The 17,890-nt window shown below is 35.0% G+C and carries 15 protein-coding genes; 8 read left to right on the plus strand and 7 right to left on the minus strand.

Annotated features, from left to right (window positions below):
• Positions 1–4: 4 nt before the first annotated feature.
• From ligA to htpX, 7 genes are read left to right on the plus strand one after another with little or no spacing between them, the layout of a single operon-like run.
• Entirely contained in the window at positions 5–2,041 is a 2,037-nt protein-coding gene (gene ligA, locus ACMV0E_RS00465; RefSeq protein ID WP_416084416.1) for an NAD-dependent DNA ligase LigA, read from the plus strand.
• Positions 2,042–2,043: 2 nt separating this feature from the next.
• Positions 2,044–2,325, plus strand: coding sequence for an Asp-tRNA(Asn)/Glu-tRNA(Gln) amidotransferase subunit GatC (gatC, locus tag ACMV0E_RS00470; RefSeq protein ID WP_416084417.1), 282 nt, complete (start codon positions 2,044–2,046; stop codon positions 2,323–2,325).
• Between the two features lies 1 nt (position 2,326).
• Positions 2,327–3,754 carry an Asp-tRNA(Asn)/Glu-tRNA(Gln) amidotransferase subunit GatA gene (gene gatA / locus ACMV0E_RS00475; protein ID WP_416084418.1) on the plus strand — a complete coding sequence of 476 codons (1,428 nt, stop codon included), beginning with the start codon at positions 2,327–2,329 and terminating at the stop codon, positions 3,752–3,754.
• Positions 3,747–5,198, plus strand: a complete 1,452-nt coding sequence (gene gatB, locus ACMV0E_RS00480) for an Asp-tRNA(Asn)/Glu-tRNA(Gln) amidotransferase subunit GatB (protein ID WP_416084419.1) — start codon at positions 3,747–3,749, stop codon at positions 5,196–5,198. The genes gatA and gatB overlap by 8 nt, the downstream gene beginning before the upstream one ends.
• Positions 5,195–5,707, plus strand: a complete 513-nt coding sequence (locus ACMV0E_RS00485; RefSeq protein ID WP_416084420.1) for a nitroreductase family protein — start codon at positions 5,195–5,197, stop codon at positions 5,705–5,707. The genes gatB and ACMV0E_RS00485 overlap by 4 nt, the downstream gene beginning before the upstream one ends.
• A gap of 30 nt (positions 5,708–5,737) precedes the next feature.
• Positions 5,738–6,286 carry a LemA family protein gene (locus ACMV0E_RS00490; protein ID WP_416084421.1) on the plus strand — a complete coding sequence of 183 codons (549 nt, stop codon included), beginning with the start codon at positions 5,738–5,740 and terminating at the stop codon, positions 6,284–6,286.
• A 25-nt stretch (positions 6,287–6,311) separates the two neighbouring features.
• Positions 6,312–7,211, plus strand: a complete 900-nt coding sequence (gene htpX / locus ACMV0E_RS00495) for a zinc metalloprotease HtpX (protein ID WP_416084422.1) — start codon at positions 6,312–6,314, stop codon at positions 7,209–7,211.
• 79 nt (positions 7,212–7,290) lie between these two features.
• Here the strand turns inward: htpX and surE are convergent, their stop codons facing one another.
• The 4 genes from surE to ACMV0E_RS00515 are packed head-to-tail and all read right to left on the minus strand — an operon-like array spanning position 7,291 to position 11,106.
• Positions 7,291–8,070, minus strand: a complete 780-nt coding sequence (gene surE / locus ACMV0E_RS00500) for a 5'/3'-nucleotidase SurE (protein WP_416084423.1) — start codon at positions 8,068–8,070, stop codon at positions 7,291–7,293.
• A complete protein-coding gene (locus ACMV0E_RS00505; RefSeq protein WP_416084424.1) occupies positions 8,067–8,786 on the minus strand; it encodes a glycosyltransferase family 2 protein in 720 nt (239 codons plus the stop codon). The genes surE and ACMV0E_RS00505 overlap by 4 nt, the downstream gene beginning before the upstream one ends.
• 39 nt (positions 8,787–8,825) lie before the next feature.
• Complete coding sequence (locus tag ACMV0E_RS00510; protein WP_416084425.1) at positions 8,826–10,151, minus strand: glutamine synthetase family protein; 1,326 nt, start codon at positions 10,149–10,151, stop codon at positions 8,826–8,828.
• Positions 10,152–10,203: 52 nt separating this feature from the next.
• Positions 10,204–11,106 carry an asparagine synthetase A gene (locus ACMV0E_RS00515; protein ID WP_416084672.1) on the minus strand — a complete coding sequence of 301 codons (903 nt, stop codon included), beginning with the start codon at positions 11,104–11,106 and terminating at the stop codon, positions 10,204–10,206.
• 309 nt (positions 11,107–11,415) lie between these two features.
• Between ACMV0E_RS00515 and ACMV0E_RS00520 the strand changes: the two genes are divergently transcribed.
• Positions 11,416–12,420: a DUF5666 domain-containing protein gene (locus ACMV0E_RS00520; protein ID WP_416084426.1), complete on the plus strand. Its 1,005-nt coding sequence runs from the start codon at positions 11,416–11,418 to the stop codon at positions 12,418–12,420.
• Here the strand turns inward: ACMV0E_RS00520 and ACMV0E_RS00525 are convergent, their stop codons facing one another.
• Genes ACMV0E_RS00525 through gyrB form a run of 3 tightly spaced genes read right to left on the minus strand, consistent with a single transcriptional unit; the run spans position 12,421 to position 17,835 of the window.
• Complete coding sequence (locus ACMV0E_RS00525; RefSeq protein WP_416084427.1) at positions 12,421–13,437, minus strand: AI-2E family transporter; 1,017 nt, start codon at positions 13,435–13,437, stop codon at positions 12,421–12,423.
• A 4-nt stretch (positions 13,438–13,441) separates the two neighbouring features.
• A complete protein-coding gene (gene gyrA / locus ACMV0E_RS00530) occupies positions 13,442–15,877 on the minus strand; it encodes a DNA gyrase subunit A (RefSeq protein WP_416084428.1) in 2,436 nt (811 codons plus the stop codon).
• 8 nt (positions 15,878–15,885) lie between these two features.
• Positions 15,886–17,835, minus strand: coding sequence for a DNA topoisomerase (ATP-hydrolyzing) subunit B (gene gyrB, locus ACMV0E_RS00535; RefSeq protein WP_416084429.1), 1,950 nt, complete (start codon positions 17,833–17,835; stop codon positions 15,886–15,888).
• Positions 17,836–17,890 lie beyond the last annotated feature (55 nt).

The following is a 17,890-nucleotide window of genomic DNA, read 5'->3' on the forward strand; positions in this document are numbered from 1 at the left end:
GTAAATGAAAATTGACGTCTCTCATTTAACAAGGGAGCAAGCTGAAAAAAGGCTTAAAGAGCTAAGAGATTTAATAAATTATCATAATTATCGTTATTATGTACTTGATTCTCCTGAGATTACAGATGCTGAGTATGACAGGCTATTTCAGGAATTGCTTGCAATAGAAGAGCGTTTTCCAGACTTAGTTACTCCTGATTCACCATCTCAAAAGGTTGGTGCTCCACCTCTTAAAGAGTTTCCAGAAGTTATTCATACTGTCCCAATGCTTTCTCTTGGTAATGCATTCGATGACAATGATTTAAGAGAGTTTGATAGAAGAGTTAAAAGAGAGTCAGGTTTAAATCAAATTGAATACGAAACTGAGTTAAAGATGGATGGTCTTGCAATATCAATAAGATATGAAAATGGAATTTTAGTGAAAGGTGCAACTCGAGGGGACGGAGTAAGAGGGGAGGATGTTACCCCTAATGTGAAAACCGTAAGAGGTGTTCCCTTAAAGCTTCTTACTGATACCCCTCCTTCTGTTATTGAAGTACGTGGAGAAGTAATTATGTATAAAGAGGACTTTGAGAAACTCAACAAAGAAAGAATTGAAAAAGGTGAACCTCCGTTTGCAAACCCGAGGAATGCAGCAGCAGGCTCAATAAGACAACTTGATTCTCGTATAACAGCACAAAGAAAACTTCATATGATTGCTTATGGTGTTGGGGAAATTGTAGGCGTCGAATTCAAAACACAGTTTGAACTTCTTCAGTATCTTAATAAAATTGGTTTTAGAATAAGTCCTGAAGTAAGGGTTCATAAGGATATCGAAAGTGTAATACAAGAAGTAAAAAGGCTAACTTCCGTAAGGGATTCTTTTCCATTTGGTGCAGACGGTGTAGTTGTTAAAGTAAATGATATTGAACTGCAAAAAAAATTAGGGGCAACATCCCATGAACCACGTTGGGCAATTGCGTATAAATTCCCTGCAGAAGAAGCAGAAACAATTGTTAAAGATATTATTTTTAGCGTGGGAAGAACCGGAGCTGTAACACCAGTTGCAATTTTTGAGCCTGTTGAAATTGATGGATCAGTTGTTTCGAGAGCTTCTCTTCATAACGAAGATATTGCAAGGGCACTTGATATTAGAATTGGAGACCATGTTATTGTTCATAAGGCAGGTTCAGTTATCCCCGAGGTTGTAAGAGTTGTAAAAGAAAAGAGAACGGGTAAAGAAATACCTTTTAAGATGCCTGATAAATGTCCAGTTTGTGGTGGTCCGCTTGTAAGAGAAGAGGGTTTTGCTGTAACTCGTTGCATAAACGTCAGATGTCCTGCGCAAGTTAAGGAACGTATAATCCATTTTGTTTCAAGAGATGCAATGGATATAGAGTCAATTGGTGAGAAACTTGTAGACCAATTGGTCGATAAAGGACTTGTTACAGATTATGGTGATCTTTATTATCTTACAAAAGAAAGACTACTCACGCTTGAAAGAATGGGGCCAGTACTTGCCGAAAAAATTTTGAGAAATATTGAGGAAAGCAAGTTGCGACCTCTTTCAAATCTAATATACGCACTTGGTATATTTAATGTCGGTAAGAGAACAGCAGAACTCCTTGCAGAACACTTTAAATCACTTGATAATTTAATGAATGCGAAAGTTGAAGATATATTACAAATTGAAGGGATTGGGCCTGTTACCGCAAAATCTATTATTGAATTCTTCAGCTCCTCTGAAAACAGAAAAGTTATTGATAAACTTATTAAGGCAGGTGTAAACACAAGCGAAACACTTGTAGAAACTTCAAAGGAAGGACCATTAAAAGGGCTTACGTTTGTTTTTACAGGAACACTCAAAGATTTTACAAGAAATGAAGCAAGCAAAATTGTTGAAAGCCTCGGGGGTAACGTTTCAGATACCGTAAGCAAAAAAGTGGATTACCTCGTTGTGGGAGTTGATCCTGGATCAAAGCTTGAAAAAGCCCAAAAACTTGGCATAAAAATCATAAATGAAGATGAATTTAAGAAATTGATTGGATATGGAGGAAAATAGTTATGAAAATTGAGCTTGAAAGAATTGAAAAACTTGCGGCTCTAAAACTTGATGAGAATGAAAGAGGTTCAATGCTAAAAGATCTTGAAGATATAATAAATTACTTTGAAAATTTAAAGGAAGTAGAGACAGATAGTATTGAACCAATGGTATATGGTGAAAAGATTGAATTAGTTCTGAGAGATGATATTGTTGAAGATAGTTTGCATCTAACGGATCTTAAACGTCTGAGAGAACTTTTTGGAGATGGTTTTTTCAGAGTAAGGAGGATTATAGGAGAGTAATATGGATATAACAGCTCTTAGTGTTTCTCAAATTGTTTCGAAAATAAAGACAAAAGAATTAAAAGCAAAAGATGTAGTTCTCACATATTTAACAAATATTGACCGACTTGACAGCGAGATTAAGGCTTATCTAAATGTTTTCCACGATTATGCATTAAAGAGGGCAGAAGAGATTGATAATAATCCTAATAAAAAGGGTTTGCTTTTAGGCGTCCCGGTTGCTGTAAAGGATAACATCTCTGTGAAAGATTTTGAACTTACAGCAGGCTCCAAAATTCTAAAAGGCTATATTGCACCTTTTGATGCAACTGTTATTGAAAAAGTAAAAGAAGAAGGAGCAATAATAATTGGCAAGACAAATCTTGATGAGTTTGCAATGGGATCTTCAACTGAAAATTCTGCTTTTTTTAAAACTAAAAATCCTGTTAATACAGAGTATGTACCTGGAGGTTCTTCTGGTGGATCTGCTGCAGCAGTTAAGGCAAATGAAACTCTTATTGCTCTTGGCTCTGATACAGGAGGTTCTGTAAGGCAACCTGCGTCTTTTTGCGGCGTTGTAGGGCTTAAACCAACTTACGGAAGAGTTTCAAGATATGGACTTGTTGCATTTGGTTCATCTCTTGATGTAATAGGTCCAATTGGAAAAAGTGTTGAAGATGTTGCAATAACTTTATCAGTTATTTCAGGATTTGATTTGCGTGATTCAACAACTGCAAAAGTGCCCGTTCTAAATTTTGAGACTTACCTTACAGGCGATATAAAAGGGAAAAAGGTCGGTTTAATAAAAGAGATACAGAATTTTAAAATTCAACCTGAGGTTGAAGAAGCTTTCAGGAAATCATTGGAGATATTTGAGAAAAATGGTGCAGAAATTGTTGAGATTTCTATGCCTCATCTTAAATATGCACTCTCCGTTTATTATATTGTTGCTCCGTCTGAAGCATCAGCAAATCTTGCACGTTATGACGGTGTGAGGTATGGATTTGAAGGTAATGCTGATAACTTGAGAGATTTTTACGAAGACACAAGAACTAAAGGGTTTGGTAGCGAAGTTAAAAGAAGGATTCTTATTGGCACATTTGCGCTTTCAGAAGGTTATTATGACCAATACTATTTGAGGGCATCAAAAGTTAGGAGAATAATTTTTGAGGAGTTTAAGAGGGCGTTTGAAATTTGCGATGTCATTCTTACTCCAACTTCTCCCACAACTGCATTCAGGTTTGGTGAAAAGGCAACACCTCTTGAAATGTATTTAAGCGATGTCTTCACAATCCCAGTTAATTTGGCCTACCTCCCGGCTATATCTGTTCCATTTGGGGTTGATTCAAAAGGACTTCCCATAGGCATTCAAATGATCGGGAAATGGTTTAAGGAAGAGGAGCTTCTTAATACTGCTTATGTTCTTCAAGAGGAGGCAAAACATGTTTAAGCCGACAATTGGACTTGAAATTCACATTCAACTTGCGACAAAGTCAAAAATGTTTTGTAGCTGTTCAACCGAATTTGGTGACCCGCCTAATACACATGTGTGTCCTGTATGTCTCGGGCTTCCAGGGGCACTTCCGGTTATAAACAAAGAAGCTATAAGATATGGTGTAAAACTTGCACATGCCTTGAATATGAAAATAAATCTCAAATCGACATTTTACAGAAAGAATTACTTTTATCCAGATTTGCCAAAGGGTTATCAGATAACACAATATTCTCTTCCTCTTGGTTTTAATGGCTTTCTTGAAATTCCAATGGAGGGGAAAATTAAAAAAATAAGAATTGAACGAGGTCATATTGAGGAAGATTCTGGAAAATCAATTCACATTGGCGATATAACAGAGTCAGAGTATTCCTTTATAGATTTTAATCGATCGGGCGTACCCCTTATGGAGATTGTAACTCAACCTGATTTTGAATCTGGAGATGAAGCATACGAATTCTTAACTCTTTTAAGAAGTATAGTAAGGTATCTTGGTGTCTCTTCTGGTGATATGGAAAAAGGAGCCCTTAGATGTGATGTTAATGTTTCTGTGTCAAAAGATGAAAACAAAGGAACAAAGGTTGAAATTAAAAACCTCAATTCCTTTAGAAGCGTAAAGCGTGCAATTGATTTTGAGGTTGAGCGCCAAATTAAGGCAATTGAAAGCGGTGAGCGTATCATAAGAGAAACCCGCCACTTCGATGAAAAGGAAGGGACTACAAAGCCCATGAGGGTAAAAGAGGAGCTAAACGATTATAGATATTTTCCTGAACCAGACCTTCCCCCTCTTGAACTTTCAGAAGAATTTGTTTTGGAAGTTAAAAATGAAATTCCAGAATTACCAAATAAAAAGGCCGTTAGATATATAGAAACTTTGGGTCTTCAAGAGGATTATGCAAGGACAATTGCTTACAATAAGAAATATGCAGATTATTTTGAAGATATTGTAAATAAAGTTGGGCATCCTAAGGAAGTTGCAAACTTTTTCCTTGTTAATATTCTTGGTTTCCTTAATAAAAAAGGAAAAGATGTTGATGAACTTACATTTGGTAGTAATGAGTTTAAGGAACTTTTTTCTTACCTTGATTCTGGTCTCATATCAACGAACATTGCAAAAAGCGTAATAGAAGAAAGTATCGAAAAAGGCATATCCGTGAAAGAGATTGTTGAAAGTAAAGGATTAGTCCAGATTACAGATGAGAACGTAATAAAAGAAATTGTTGTTAAAGTTTTAAAAAATAATCCAACACCAGTAAGTCAATATCTTTCTGGGAAAAAGCAAGTTTTTGGTTTTCTTGTTGGTCAAATAATGAAAGAGCTTAGAGGAAAAGGCAAGCCAGAACTTGTTAATAAAATTTTGAATGAAGAGTTATTAAAATTAGAAAAAGGTGATGAGCCATGATTTTAGAAGCAATATTAAAAAGAAGGTCTGTAAGAAACTATCAAGAAAAAGATGTTGAAGAAGAAAAGTTGAAAGAAGTTCTTGAGGCAGGGCGACTTGCACCTTCTGCCTGCAATATTCAACCGTGGAAGTTTGTTGTTGTAAAAGATAAAGAGACACGGAAGAAGATGGTTTCTGCGTGTGCAAATCAAAAGTTTGTAGGCGAAGCGCCAGTTTTGATTGTAGGTTGTATTACTGAAAGAGGATATCTCATGGGAGGATGGTATGATTCGAACATCCTCGATTTAGGAATTGCACTTGACCACATGACATTGCAGGCGGCACATTTAGGACTTGGTACTTGTTGGATTGGAGCTTTCAATGAAGGCGAAGTTAAAAAACTTCTCAACATTCCTCAGAACGTTCGCGTAGCTGCTATTTTAACACTTGGATATCCAAGAAACGGAAATATTTTCGAAAAGGATAGGAAATCTTTAGAAGAGGTTGTATCGTTTGAAAAATTTTCATAATTTGTGATATAATTTCAAAGGAGGTGTAGAATGGGTTTAATAATTTTAATTGCAATTTTAGTTTTGATCGTTTTGTGGTTTATTGCAACTTACAACGGATTTATTAATCTTAAAAACCGTGTTGAAAATGCATGGGCACAGATTGATGTTCAGCTTAAAAGGAGGTATGATCTCATTCCAAATCTTGTTGAGACTGTTAAAGGTTATGCTGCACATGAAAAAGAGATCTTTGAAAAACTTGGTGAATTAAGAGCTAAAGCGATGGGTGCAACATCAGTAAAGGATATAGGAGACGCCAATAACCAAATTAGTGCAACTTTAAAAACTCTTTTTGCAATTGCAGAGAATTATCCAGAATTAAAAGCAAATGAGAACTTCCTTAAACTTCAAGAGGAACTTACTAATACTGAGAACAAGATTGCTTTTGCAAGACAGTTTTACAATGATATTGTAATGCAGTACAACGCAAAACAACAGCGTATTCCAGATATGTTTGTTGCAAGAATGATGAATCTTACACCAAAAGAATATTATCCTGTTATGGAGGAAGAAAGACAAACAGTAAAAGTCCAATTTTAGTTTAGAAGTTTTGTGAGGTTAGAATATGGAAAGAAAAACCCTGTATGAATTACAGGCTGAAAATGTAAGAAAAACATACCTATTTATGATGATATTTTCGCTAATACTTTTTGCAATTGGTTATTTCTTTGTTTGGTATTTTAACGGTGGAACATTCGGAATTATTCTGCTTGTTGCGTTTATTTTTCTTTATAACTGGATTGCATATGAGAATTCTGACAAAATTGCTCTTGCATCTGTTAATGCAAGGTTAGCTTCTGAAAACGAATATTACGTTTTGCATAATGTTGTTGAGGAAGTTGCCATTGCAGCAGGAGTTCCGAAACCAAAGGTGTATATAATGGACGAACAACAACCCAATGCTTTTGCAACTGGCAAAGATCCGAACCACGCAGCAATATGCGTAACAACTGGGTTGCTTTCAATGGTTAATCGAGAGGAACTTCAAGGAGTAATTTCTCATGAGATGGCCCACATCAGAAACAGGGATATTCTTCTTATGACAGTTATTGGTGTTGTGGTAGGGCTTGTTCTTATTCTTAGAGATATACTTTTTAGAAGTATGTGGTGGGGAGTTGGTGGAAGGAAGCGTGATAGAGATAATGAAGGCTCTGTGATAATTTTAATTGTTGGGCTGATTTTGTCGATCCTTGCTCCAATTATTGTTGCTTTAATTAGAGCTGCTGTTTCAAGGCAAAGAGAATTTCTTGCTGATGCAACAGGAGCCTATATCATAAGAGATCCAGAGGCGCTTGCAAGTGCTCTTGAAAAAATTGGGTCATACGGGAAGCCAATGAGAGCAGCTTCTCAAGCTACTGCGCATATGTTTATCTCTAATCCCTTTGGAAATATTAATCAACTATTTGCAACACATCCGCCGATTGAAGAGAGGGTAAGAAGACTTAGAGCGTTGGTTATAAAGTAGTTTGTCTCTCTTTTGTAAATTAATTATGGGGCTTTCAATAGCCCCATTGTTTTATTGTGGATGTCTTATTAATCAAAAATTATATCGTCAGTTTCGGCAAAATTTTCTTGAGTTTTCCTATAAGAGCATAATTAGTTAAATCAATTTTTATTGGTGTTATTGAGACATATTTATTTGCAACAGCAAATGAGTCTGTATCTTCTTCTAATTCATGAGGAGGCCTATCTCCTCCAATCCAATAAAATGTCTTTTTCTGTGGATTTACATATTTTTCGAGATAATTTTCATACTGAGTTTTGCCTTGCCTTGTAATTCGAAATCCATTTAACTCGTTTATTGGTACATTTGGCACATTTACATTAAGAATTGAGCGTTCTTCAACGATTCCTTCAAATAATTCTGGTGTTTGAAGAATTTTTGTAGCAACAACTGCTGCTGTTTCAAAATAACCATCATCACTATGAACATCTAGAGAAATTGCCATAGCTTTAAAACCATTTGCAAGTCCTTCAAGAGCACCAGCAACTGTCCCTGAGTAAAGAATATCTCCTCCAAGGTTAGCACCATGGTTTATTCCTGAAACAACAAAGTCTGGTGGATCATCTTTCATTAGATCCTTTACGCCTACAAGAACACAATCTGTTGGTGTACCATCAACAACAGCAATACCTTTAAAGCCTTCTTCGATTTCTACCTCTTTTATGAGGAGAACATCGTTTATTGTTAATGAATGACCTGCAGCACTCTTTTGTCTGTCTGGTGCCACTACCACAACTTCCCCCAAGTTTCTTAAATGCTTCGCAAGGACCCTAATGCCTTTTGCATAAATGCCATCATCGTTTACAAGAAGTATCCTCATCTTATCACCTCGTAATTTACTTTTCTTTTGTACCTTTCTGGCAATATCCCCCAGTATATAAATAGCATAAGTTGTTTTATGTATCCAACACTGTCGAAACGCCTTGTTGAAGTGTAAACTTTGTTTGTCCAAATGAAAAAGAATTTTCCAAATTTTTCTGCACTTTTCATCATCTTCCAATCTTCTGTATATTGTAGATTTTCGTCATACCATACTTTGTAGAATACATCTTTTCTTACAATTTGAATGCTTAGTGAAGCATGTAATAATATGTGAGAAATGTCGTAAAACTTGAACCAGAATTTTGCATACAATGAATTTTTTTGTGGAAGTAATGAAGTTGTTCCGACAACATAATTTTTAGAAGAGTTTTTAATAAGGAAGTCATTCAGATCGTCCAAAAATCCTTTTTTAAGATGAGTATCTGCATCTAAAAATATAAGCCAGTCGCTATTTTCTTTTATTTTCTTTGCTCCAAAATTTCTTGCAACCGAAACTCCCTTTTTGTCGATTGAAAATACCTTAAAGTTTTCACACTCATATTTTTTTGCTATTTCATAGGTTTTGTCACTTGAGCCATTTTCAACGACAACAACCTCATAAAAATCATTGGGATATCCAATTTCTTTAAGATGTTTTAGTGTCTCTTCAATATATTTTTCCTCATTATGTGCAGGAATTACAATGGAAAATTTAAGTAAAGTTTTGTTATCCATATATCTTATTATACAGAAAATTTATTTATTTTGTTTTCCTTAGTATTGGGGCAAAATATTTTTTATTTCCCAGTCTGTTACACTTGTTCTATAATCGTCCCATTCTCTTTCTTTCGCCTCTATGTATTTTTCAAAGATCTTGTCTCCTAAAGCACTCCTTACAACCTCATCTTTTTTGAGCGCTTCTATTGCTTCTTTTAAAGTTGAAGGGAGAGTCTTAAATTTGTGAGGATTTCTTGAGTTTTCTTCGAATATGTTTATTTCGTTTGCTGGCTCACCTGGCTCAATACTATTTTCTATACCGTCGAGTCCTGCTTTCAGAATTACTGCAAAGAGTAAATAAGGATTTGCAGTTGGATCAGGGCTTCTAAACTCGATTCTTTTTGTTCTTTCATCTGCCTGAGGCACTCTAATGAGAGTACTTCTATTTTTTACTGCCCATGAGACATAAACTGGTGCCTCAAAACCTGGAACAATTCTTTTATATGAGTTAACCGTTGGGTTTGCAATTGCTGTAATTGCATCTATATGTTTAAAGATGCCTCCTATAAAATATCTTGCAACTTGAGAAAGTTCAAATTCTTTTGATTCATCAAAGAAGAGGTTCTTTCCGTTTTTATCTATAAGAGAAATATTTGTATGTGCTCCTGATCCATTAACACCGAAAATTGGTTTTGGCATGAAAGTGGCATATAATCCATTTATGAGAGCAATTGTCTTTGCGACTATCTTAAATGTAATGATTCTATCAGCAGTCGTTATTGGATCTGAGTATTTGAAATCAATTTCATGTTGCGAGGGTGATACCTCATGGTGCGATGTCTCTATTTCAAAGCCCATTTCTTCAAGATTTTTTGCAATTAAGGCTCTCGTTTTTTCTCCCACATCTTCTGGAAGCATTTCAAAGTAACTTCCCATGCTTACAAGTTCTGTAGATGGAGAGCCATCTTTAAGTTTAAAAAGGAAAAATTCTTCCTCAACTCCATTCTGCATAATATATCCTTTTTGTTCGCTTTCCTGTAATACTTTTTTAAGCCTATAGCGAGGGTCTCCCTCGAAGGGCGTGTTTTCATTTATATAAACATCACAGACGATTTTTGCAATTTTGATATCGTTATGCAAAGTCCAAGGAAGTATGGAAAAAGTTTCAGGATTAAGTTTTAAAAGCATATCCGATTCTTCAATTCTTGCAAAACCCTCTATTGATGAACCATCAAACGCAATTCCATTTTCTATAGCATGCGGAAGCATTTTGGATGAAATCTCAACAAGTTTCGGAAATCCAAGCATGTCTGTAAATTGAAGCCAAATCAAATCGATTTTCTTTTCATGGACTTCTCTAAAAACTTCCTTTATGCTAGTCATATATGCCTCCTTAAATTAAATGCATTATATGAAAATTGTGAGCTGTGTCAAGCTATAGGGCAATTTCCCCTGGAAGTTTTGCAAAAAGTCGTGCCTCCTTTATACTTTCAAGTCCAAGTGTGAACCTTGTAAATCGCTCGATTCCAATTCCACATCCTGCAGATCTCGGTAATCCCTTTTTTACTTCTTTTAGGTACCAATCCCAGTCTTGAAGATTCATATTTTTGAACTTCATTCTTTTTATTATTCTCTCATACTCATACTCTCTTTCTCCACCAGACATTCCTTCCCCAAACCCATAAGGATAAATTAGATCCATATCAATAAGTGTTTTTCCATCATCGCTCAGTCTGTCGTAGAATTCTCTCTCTTCAATTGGTATATCAATTAGGAAAAACGGGTCGTTTCTTTCCCTTGAGAGTATCATTTCAAAATCGTTTCCGTACTTTTCTTTTGCTTCGAGAAATTTTATTCGCTCAAATGGTTTCTTTGGAATGTGAAACTTCGGGTTTGTTGCTTTTATAAAATCCCCAAATTTTTCTTCTAATTTTTTCATTGTGTAAATTATAAGATCCTCAACTAAATCAAGAATATCTTCTCTGGTTGCATCCTTTATCTCAAGATCAAGTTGAACAAATTCTATAAGGTGTCTTCTTGAGTCTTTTTTGTCTTCTCTTTCAAGTCGAACGTTTGGCGAGAAAATGAAAATTTTTGGGTATTCCCTTAGTGCAAGTTGTTTGTGAAAAATCATAGATTTTGTAAGTGAATAGTATCCTCCACCATATGGAATTCTTGCATCGTAAAGTGAATGGTTCAAAGGATCGGTTAGAGGTGAAATAATAACAGGTAAGATTTCCACAAAGCCTCTACTTCTTAAAAATTCTCCCATCCTAAAGATTGCTTCGCTTTGCACTTCTAAAGTTTCTTTTTTCATGCTTTCCTCCTCAAAATTTATTTTTAAATTAAAAAAGGCCGGCTTTTTGCCGGCCTATGGGTAAAGATTAGCAATAGCTACCCAAACCGACCGGCGCCGGGCGAGTTATTATTATTATTGTTATTATTGATTGCTACTACTAATCTAACCCTTTCCATATTTTTAAGGTATTATAGAACACTTTTTCTCCTTGTCAATAGAATTTTTGTGTGTTAAGAAAAATTAATATTTAAAAAAATAATATAAGACATAAAATTAATTAGTAGGTATCGTTTTGGTTTTGTAACATTTTCGACAGATAGAGCATATTATGTATTGGAGGTGATGGGAATGAAGAGATTTGTAGTGTTTGTATTGGTTTTATTCTTGATTGTAACACTTATGCCATTAAAAGCTCAAGCTAAGGCAACTTTACCTAAAATTGAAATTGTAAAAGGTAGCATAAGTGCTATTTCTGATAACACTATTACCATTGATAAAAAGGTTATTAAAATTAAAGATGATACCGCTTTAAGGTTGAACGGGAAAAAGACAACTATAAGCGATATTAAAGTAGGTATGCATGCGATTGCAGTATGTGAAACAATTGATAAAGACCTTGTTGCAAGACTTGTTTTAGTGTTTAATGGAAACCTTTCATCAAAAACTTTCACAGTTGTAGGTGAGATTACATCAATTACACAAAACGCAGTTGTTGTAAGTGGAAAAACAATTATTGTAAATGACCAAACAAAAATTAGACTTCAAGGAAAATTAGTAAGTTTTTCGGAACTAAAAGTTGGTGATAGAGTGGTTGTTCATGGTGATTATTCGCAGGATGTGTATATTGCAAAAGAGATCCTTATTCTTAACCATAAGGAATTTGAGATGCGTTCATATATAACTGAGATTGGTTCCAATTTCTTAAAGATAAAGGACTTTGATTACCAAATCTTTGTAAATGATAAAACTTCAATAACTAAAGTGGGCAAAGGAAAAATTTCCTTTTCTGATTTAAAGGTCTCCGATCCAGTTCAAATTCATGTGAGACTTGATAAGGTAACTGGAAATTATTTTGCAACCTCGATTGTTGTGCTTTCTTTTAAGCCAAACACAGCCGTTGCGATAGCTGGGACCGTATCCTTTATAGATCTTGAAACCAAAACAATAAAACTTTCTGAGCTTCCACTACTCACCTTTAAATTCCCTCAAGACTATAAAGGAAAAGTAATGATAACAGACCTAAATGTTAATGATAAAATCCTTGTTCTCGGAAAATACATTGATGTAAACACTGTTGAAATTACAAATATTATAAGATTTAAAATAAAGCTTTCTGTCCCTAAAAAGCCATAACTAACTAAAAATTAATCTTATATTTCGTAAAATCAGAAATGTGGGGGTTGCGATAAGTACTCCAAGAGGGCCGAAGATCGCACCCCCTATTGATATCATAAGAATTATAATCACCGGAGGAACTTTTAATTTATCTCCTACAATATGTGGGATAATGCCATTACTAAACAAACCTTCAACTATTGAAAACATCACAACAAATGCTAAGAATGTTTTAAACCCTTGGGTAAGTGATAATACAGCGCCTGTTAGGAAAACAACAGTAGGGCCGACATATGGCAGCATCTCTAAGAATGAATCAATTACACCAATAAAAACTGCATATTTAACTCCAACAATGTAACTTCCAAATCCCATAAAAAATCCTATAATGATTGAGATAATAACAAGTGTTGAAAAATATGTCCTCATTTCATCGTTTGTTCGATCGAGGAAGTTCTTTATTTTTATTCTAAACTTAGGGTCGAATCTTCTTAAGGTTATTCTATAAAGGGCTTTCGAATCTTTCATAAAAAAGTATGCAAGCAAGAAAGAAATTACAAGAGATCCAACATTAGAAAGTTTTGTTCCAATTTGCTTGGCAAAATTTGTTATAAAGTTTAGTATAACGCTCTGAAGCGTTGAAGTTGTATTTGCAATTATATTTTTGATAAAAACACTTTCTACTTGAGCATTTAATGCTCTGCCTATATTTTCAAAGAATGAAGTAATGTTTTCTTGCAAATTGGGAATTTTATGAGCAAGTTCAAGAAGCTCTCGAATTATAAGCGGTATAAGAAGATATCCAAGCAAAGTTAACAAAAAGAAAAACAGAAGAAGCGTTAAAAAAGAAGCAAGAGATCTTGGAAGTTTTAGCTTTTCAAAGAAATTTGTAATTGGAAGGAGTACATATGCAATAACTGAGCCAAAGATAATTGTAGGAATTACATTCCTTACTAGATACAAAAGATATATTAAGATAACTGCAATCACTAATACAAGGCTTGTAAATAGTGCATTTTTTATTTCTTTATTCATATCATCATTCTAACGCTATTGCCGAAACTGTGTCCTCTCCTTCTTTAAATCTTACAAGTATCACACCTCTTGTATTTCTACCCAACTCTTTTACATCCTTCAATTCTATTTTAATCACATTTCCAGATTTTAAAAGCAAGTATAAATTTTCCTCATCGTGTATTACCTTTACTGCAACAAGATTTCCTGTTTTTTCGCTCAATTTAATGCACTTTACGCCTTTTGCACCTCTTTTTGTTTTTCTTATCTCCTTTACGCTTAAAATTTTTCCGTATCCCTTCTCTGTAACAAGTATCACCTTATCGGTCTCTTTAAGTATTTCTGCATCAACTACATACTCATCTTCTTTTACTTTCATTCCTATAACACCAGAGGAAGCTCTTCCCATTTCTCTTACTGAACTTGTGTCAAATCTCACTGAAAGCCCAACATTTGAGATCATCATAACTTCTGCTTCTTCTGTAAGGGGTATAACTGTTTCCAGCTCATCCTCATTCTTGAGTTTAAGAGCAATTTTTCCTGCTGAAGTAATATAGGCAAATTCTTCCATCTTTGTTTTCTTTACAAGTCCTTTTCGAGTTACGAAGAGCAAACTTTTAATTTTATTGTCCTTTTCTATTGAGATTACTTTGCTAATATTTTCGCTTGGAGATAGTTTAAGAAGCCTGTGTATTGGAGTGCCCTTGCCAGTTCTTTCAAGTTCTGGGATTTCAAATGCTCTGAGTGAATATACTTTTCCAATATTAGTGAAAAAGAGCATTGTACTTTTTAGTGTTGTTGGAATTATTTCAATTGGATAATCCTCTTGTGAGACTGATTGTCCGATCACCCCTTTTCCTCCGCGTCTTTGTACTTTGAATACATCTTCTCTCATTCTTTTAAGATAACCGCCACGTGTCACAATAATGATCACATTTTCATCTGGTATGAGTTCTTCTTCATCGATTGTCTCATAGAAGTGTTGAATTTCTGTTTTTCTTGTATCTCCAAATTTGTTTCCAATTCTTCTTAAATCTTCTTTAATCTCGTTATAGAATCTTTCTTTGCTTGTGAGAATCTCGTTCAAATTTTTTATAAGTTCTTCCGTTTCTTTTATATCCTTATCAATCTTCTCAACTTCCAAGCTTGTCAATCTTGCAAGCCTCATGTCAAGAATCGCCCTTGCTTGTTCTTCAGAAATTTCAAGAAAATTAATTAATTTATTTCTTGCTTCTTCGTTATCTTTTGATTCCTTTATGAGAGGTATCACTGCATCAATTTTAAGGATTGCCTTCCTAATTCCACTTAGTATTTCAAGACTCTTACTTGCCTTTTCGAGTTTAAACTGAGTTTGTCTTCTTAAAACTTCTCCTCTAAATTGTAAAAACTCATTAAGAAGTTCTTTAAGTGTAAAAATTTTTGGTTGATTGTCAATTATCCCAAGTAGAATAACTCCATACTTTATTTCATATCTTGTAAATTTAACAAGTTCTGCCTCAAATATTTCTGGTTTTACATCTTCGGAAAGTTTTATGACAATTCTAATACCCTCTCTATCGGATTCGTCTCTTATGTCTTCAACGCCTTTTAACTTCTTCTCTTTCGCAAGATTTGCAATTTCTTCGACGAGTTCAGCCTTATTTACCTCATATGGGATTTCTGTAATGACAAAATATTTTCTTTTATGTTTGCCTTCTTCAATTCTGTATTTTCCTCTTATAGTAATCGATCCTTTTCCTGTCTCGAAATATTCTTTTATACCTGAAGTGCCGAGAATCGATGCCCCTGTCGGGAAATCAGGTCCTTTAATGAAATGTCTTAGCTCTTCAGTTGTTACCTGATCTCCTTTAAGAATTTCTGTATCTATGAGATAAATAAGAGCATCTATAACTTCTTTTAAGTTATGAGGTGGAATATTTGTTGCCATTCCAACTGCAATTCCAGAAGAACCATTAATGAGAAGGTTTGGTATTTTTGCAGGAAGTACTACTGGTTCTTTAAGAGTATTATCGAAGTTTGGCACAAAATCAACCGTATTCTCATCGAGTCCTTCAAGCATCTCCATTGCAATTGGAGCAAGACGAGCTTCTGTGTATCGCATTGCCGCAGGTACATCTCCATCGATTGAACCGAAGTTTCCGTGTCCATCAACTAATGGATACCTCAAGGAGAAAGACTGAGCCATTCTTACAAGAGCATCATAAACAGATGATTCGCCATGAGGATGGTATTTACCCAAAACTTCTCCTACGATTCTTGCACTTTTCTTATATGGCTTATTTGGGAGGCATCCAAGATCGTTCATTGCATAAAGAATTCTTCTATGCACTGGTTTTAGGCCATCTCTCACATCTGGAAGCGCTCTTCCTATGATAACACTCATTGAGTAGTCAAGATATGATTTTTTAACTTCTTCCTCAATTGGAACATTTATAACCTTTTCATGGAATAGATCTGCCATACATCACCTCAAATATCAAGATTAACAACTTCTTTTGCGTGATTCATAATGAATTCTTTTCTCGGCTGAACTTCGCTTCCCATGAGAAGTTCAAAGAGTTTGTCTGCTTGCTCTGCTTCCTCTATTGTTACTCTTTTGATTATTCTTCTTGTTGGATCCATTGTTGTTTCCCAAAGTTGCTGTGGATCCATTTCTCCAAGACCTTTGTATCTTTGAACCTCTGCTTTATTTGGGTCTTTTAAGTGTTCCATAATATGCTTCAATTCCTCATCTGAATAGGCATATCTTACTTCCTTATCGTAGGAAACTCTATAAAGCGGAGGTTGAGCAATATAAAGATAACCTTTTTCAATTAATGGCCTCATGTATCTAAAGAAGAATGTTAGAAGTAATGTTCTTATGTGAGCACCGTCAACATCGGCATCTGTCATTATTATGATTTTGTGGTATCTAAGGTGCTCTTCTCTAAAGTCTTCCCCTACTCCACATCCAAGTGAAGTTATTAAGTTTTTAATCTCCTCAGATGATAGGGCATGTGCCATATTAACTTTTTCGACATTTAGGATTTTTCCTCTTAAGGGAAGCACTGCTTGGAATTTTCTATCTCTTGCCTGTTTTGCGCTTCCACCTGCTGACTCTCCTTCAACGATGTAGAGTTCAGTTTGGGCAGGATCATTTAGGGAGCAATCGGCAAGTTTTCCAGGAAGTCTACCAGAAAAGTCTAATGCCCCTTTTCTTCTTACAAGCTCCTTTGCTTTTTTTGCTGCAATTCTTGCAGATTGAGCAAGGAGAACCTTTTTAAGAATTTGTTGAAGTTCGTCCACATGTTTATCAAAGTAAAGTGTCAATTGAGTCTTTACAATATTATAAACTTTATTTTTTACTTCAGCATTACCTAATTTTGTTTTTGTTTGTCCTTCAAATTGAGGGTCAAGCATCCTTACGTTAATTATCGCAACAAGACCCTCTTTAACATCATCGAATGTTAATGCCTCGTCTTTTATCATCTTAAGTTGAACGCCCTCGTCATTCAAGAGCTTTGTTAGAGCTTGCTTGAAACCTAATTCATGTGTGCCACCTTCTGTTGTTCTTATATTGTTTACAAATGAGTGTATCTCCGATGAAAATCCTGCATTGTACTGCATTGCAACTTCAACAAAAAAATGATCTTCTTCTTGACTAAAATAAACTGGGTTTTCAGGAATTACTTGTTCATCTTTATTTATGTCTTTTACAAGGTCTAAAATACCTTCTCTTGATTCATAAGTAACTTCTTCCCCTGTTTTCTCATTTATGAACTTTATTTTTAAACCTTTGTTTAAATACGCCAATTCTTTTAGTTTTTCTTTTATTATCTCCTCTTTGAATTCTACTGTCTCGAAAATTTCATCATCAGGGATAAACGTTATTTCTGTCCCTGTATTGTTGAAAAGTGAATTACCCACTTCTTTTAGAGGGTAAAGCGGTTTCCCTCTTACATATTCCTGTTCGTAGATTTTTCCGTTTCTGTAAACCCTTACTTTTAGGTGCTTTGAAAGTGCATTTACAACAGATACTCCAACACCATGCAAACCACCTGAAACATGGTATACTTTTCCTTCAAATTTTCCTCCCGCATTGAGTTTTGTAAGCGCAACCTCAACACCAGATATGTGAAGTTCCGGGTGCTCGTCTACGGGAATTCCACGGCCATTGTCAATAATGGTAATCGAGCCATCGCGTCCCATTTTAACAGTTATTTCGGTACAGAAACCGGCCATTGCTTCATCAATTGAGTTATCTACGACCTCAAAAACAAGGTGGTGAAGCCCTGATTCTGATGTTGAGCCAATATACATTGAAGGGCGTTTTCTTACATGTTCAAGCCCTTCAAGAACTTTTAAACTTTCTGCGTTATATTCAATTGTTTCGGGTCTTTCGGTTTTGTTTTCACTATTAAATTTTTCTTTTTCATCCATCTCTTAACCTCCAAACAATTTATTTTATCAAAAATTGCAAAAAATCCAAATCTCA

This window comes from Caldisericum insulae (assembly GCF_047785965.1).
Classification (GTDB): domain Bacteria; phylum Caldisericota; class Caldisericia; order Caldisericales; family Caldisericaceae; genus Caldisericum; species Caldisericum exile_A.

Excerpts from the sequence above, each read along its gene's own strand:
- gyrB (WP_416084429.1), bottom strand. The coding sequence starts at position 17,835 with ATGGATGAAAAAGAAAAATTTAATAGTGAAAACAAAACCGAAAGACCC.
- gyrA (WP_416084428.1), bottom strand. The coding sequence starts at position 15,877 with ATGGCAGATCTATTCCATGAAAAGGTTATAAATGTTCCAATTGAGGAA.
- ACMV0E_RS00505 (WP_416084424.1), bottom strand. The coding sequence starts at position 8,786 with ATGGATAACAAAACTTTACTTAAATTTTCCATTGTAATTCCTGCACAT.
- gatC (WP_416084417.1), top strand. The coding sequence starts at position 2,044 with ATGAAAATTGAGCTTGAAAGAATTGAAAAACTTGCGGCTCTAAAACTT.
- ligA (WP_416084416.1), top strand. The coding sequence starts at position 5 with ATGAAAATTGACGTCTCTCATTTAACAAGGGAGCAAGCTGAAAAAAGG.
- surE (WP_416084423.1), bottom strand. The coding sequence starts at position 8,070 with ATGAGGATACTTCTTGTAAACGATGATGGCATTTATGCAAAAGGCATT.
- gatA (WP_416084418.1), top strand. The coding sequence starts at position 2,327 with ATGGATATAACAGCTCTTAGTGTTTCTCAAATTGTTTCGAAAATAAAG.
- ACMV0E_RS00485 (WP_416084420.1), top strand. The coding sequence starts at position 5,195 with ATGATTTTAGAAGCAATATTAAAAAGAAGGTCTGTAAGAAACTATCAA.
- ACMV0E_RS00510 (WP_416084425.1), bottom strand. The coding sequence starts at position 10,151 with ATGACTAGCATAAAGGAAGTTTTTAGAGAAGTCCATGAAAAGAAAATC.
- ACMV0E_RS00525 (WP_416084427.1), bottom strand. The coding sequence starts at position 13,437 with ATGAATAAAGAAATAAAAAATGCACTATTTACAAGCCTTGTATTAGTG.
- htpX (WP_416084422.1), top strand. The coding sequence starts at position 6,312 with ATGGAAAGAAAAACCCTGTATGAATTACAGGCTGAAAATGTAAGAAAA.
- ACMV0E_RS00520 (WP_416084426.1), top strand. The coding sequence starts at position 11,416 with ATGAAGAGATTTGTAGTGTTTGTATTGGTTTTATTCTTGATTGTAACA.
- gatB (WP_416084419.1), top strand. The coding sequence starts at position 3,747 with ATGTTTAAGCCGACAATTGGACTTGAAATTCACATTCAACTTGCGACA.
- ACMV0E_RS00490 (WP_416084421.1), top strand. The coding sequence starts at position 5,738 with ATGGGTTTAATAATTTTAATTGCAATTTTAGTTTTGATCGTTTTGTGG.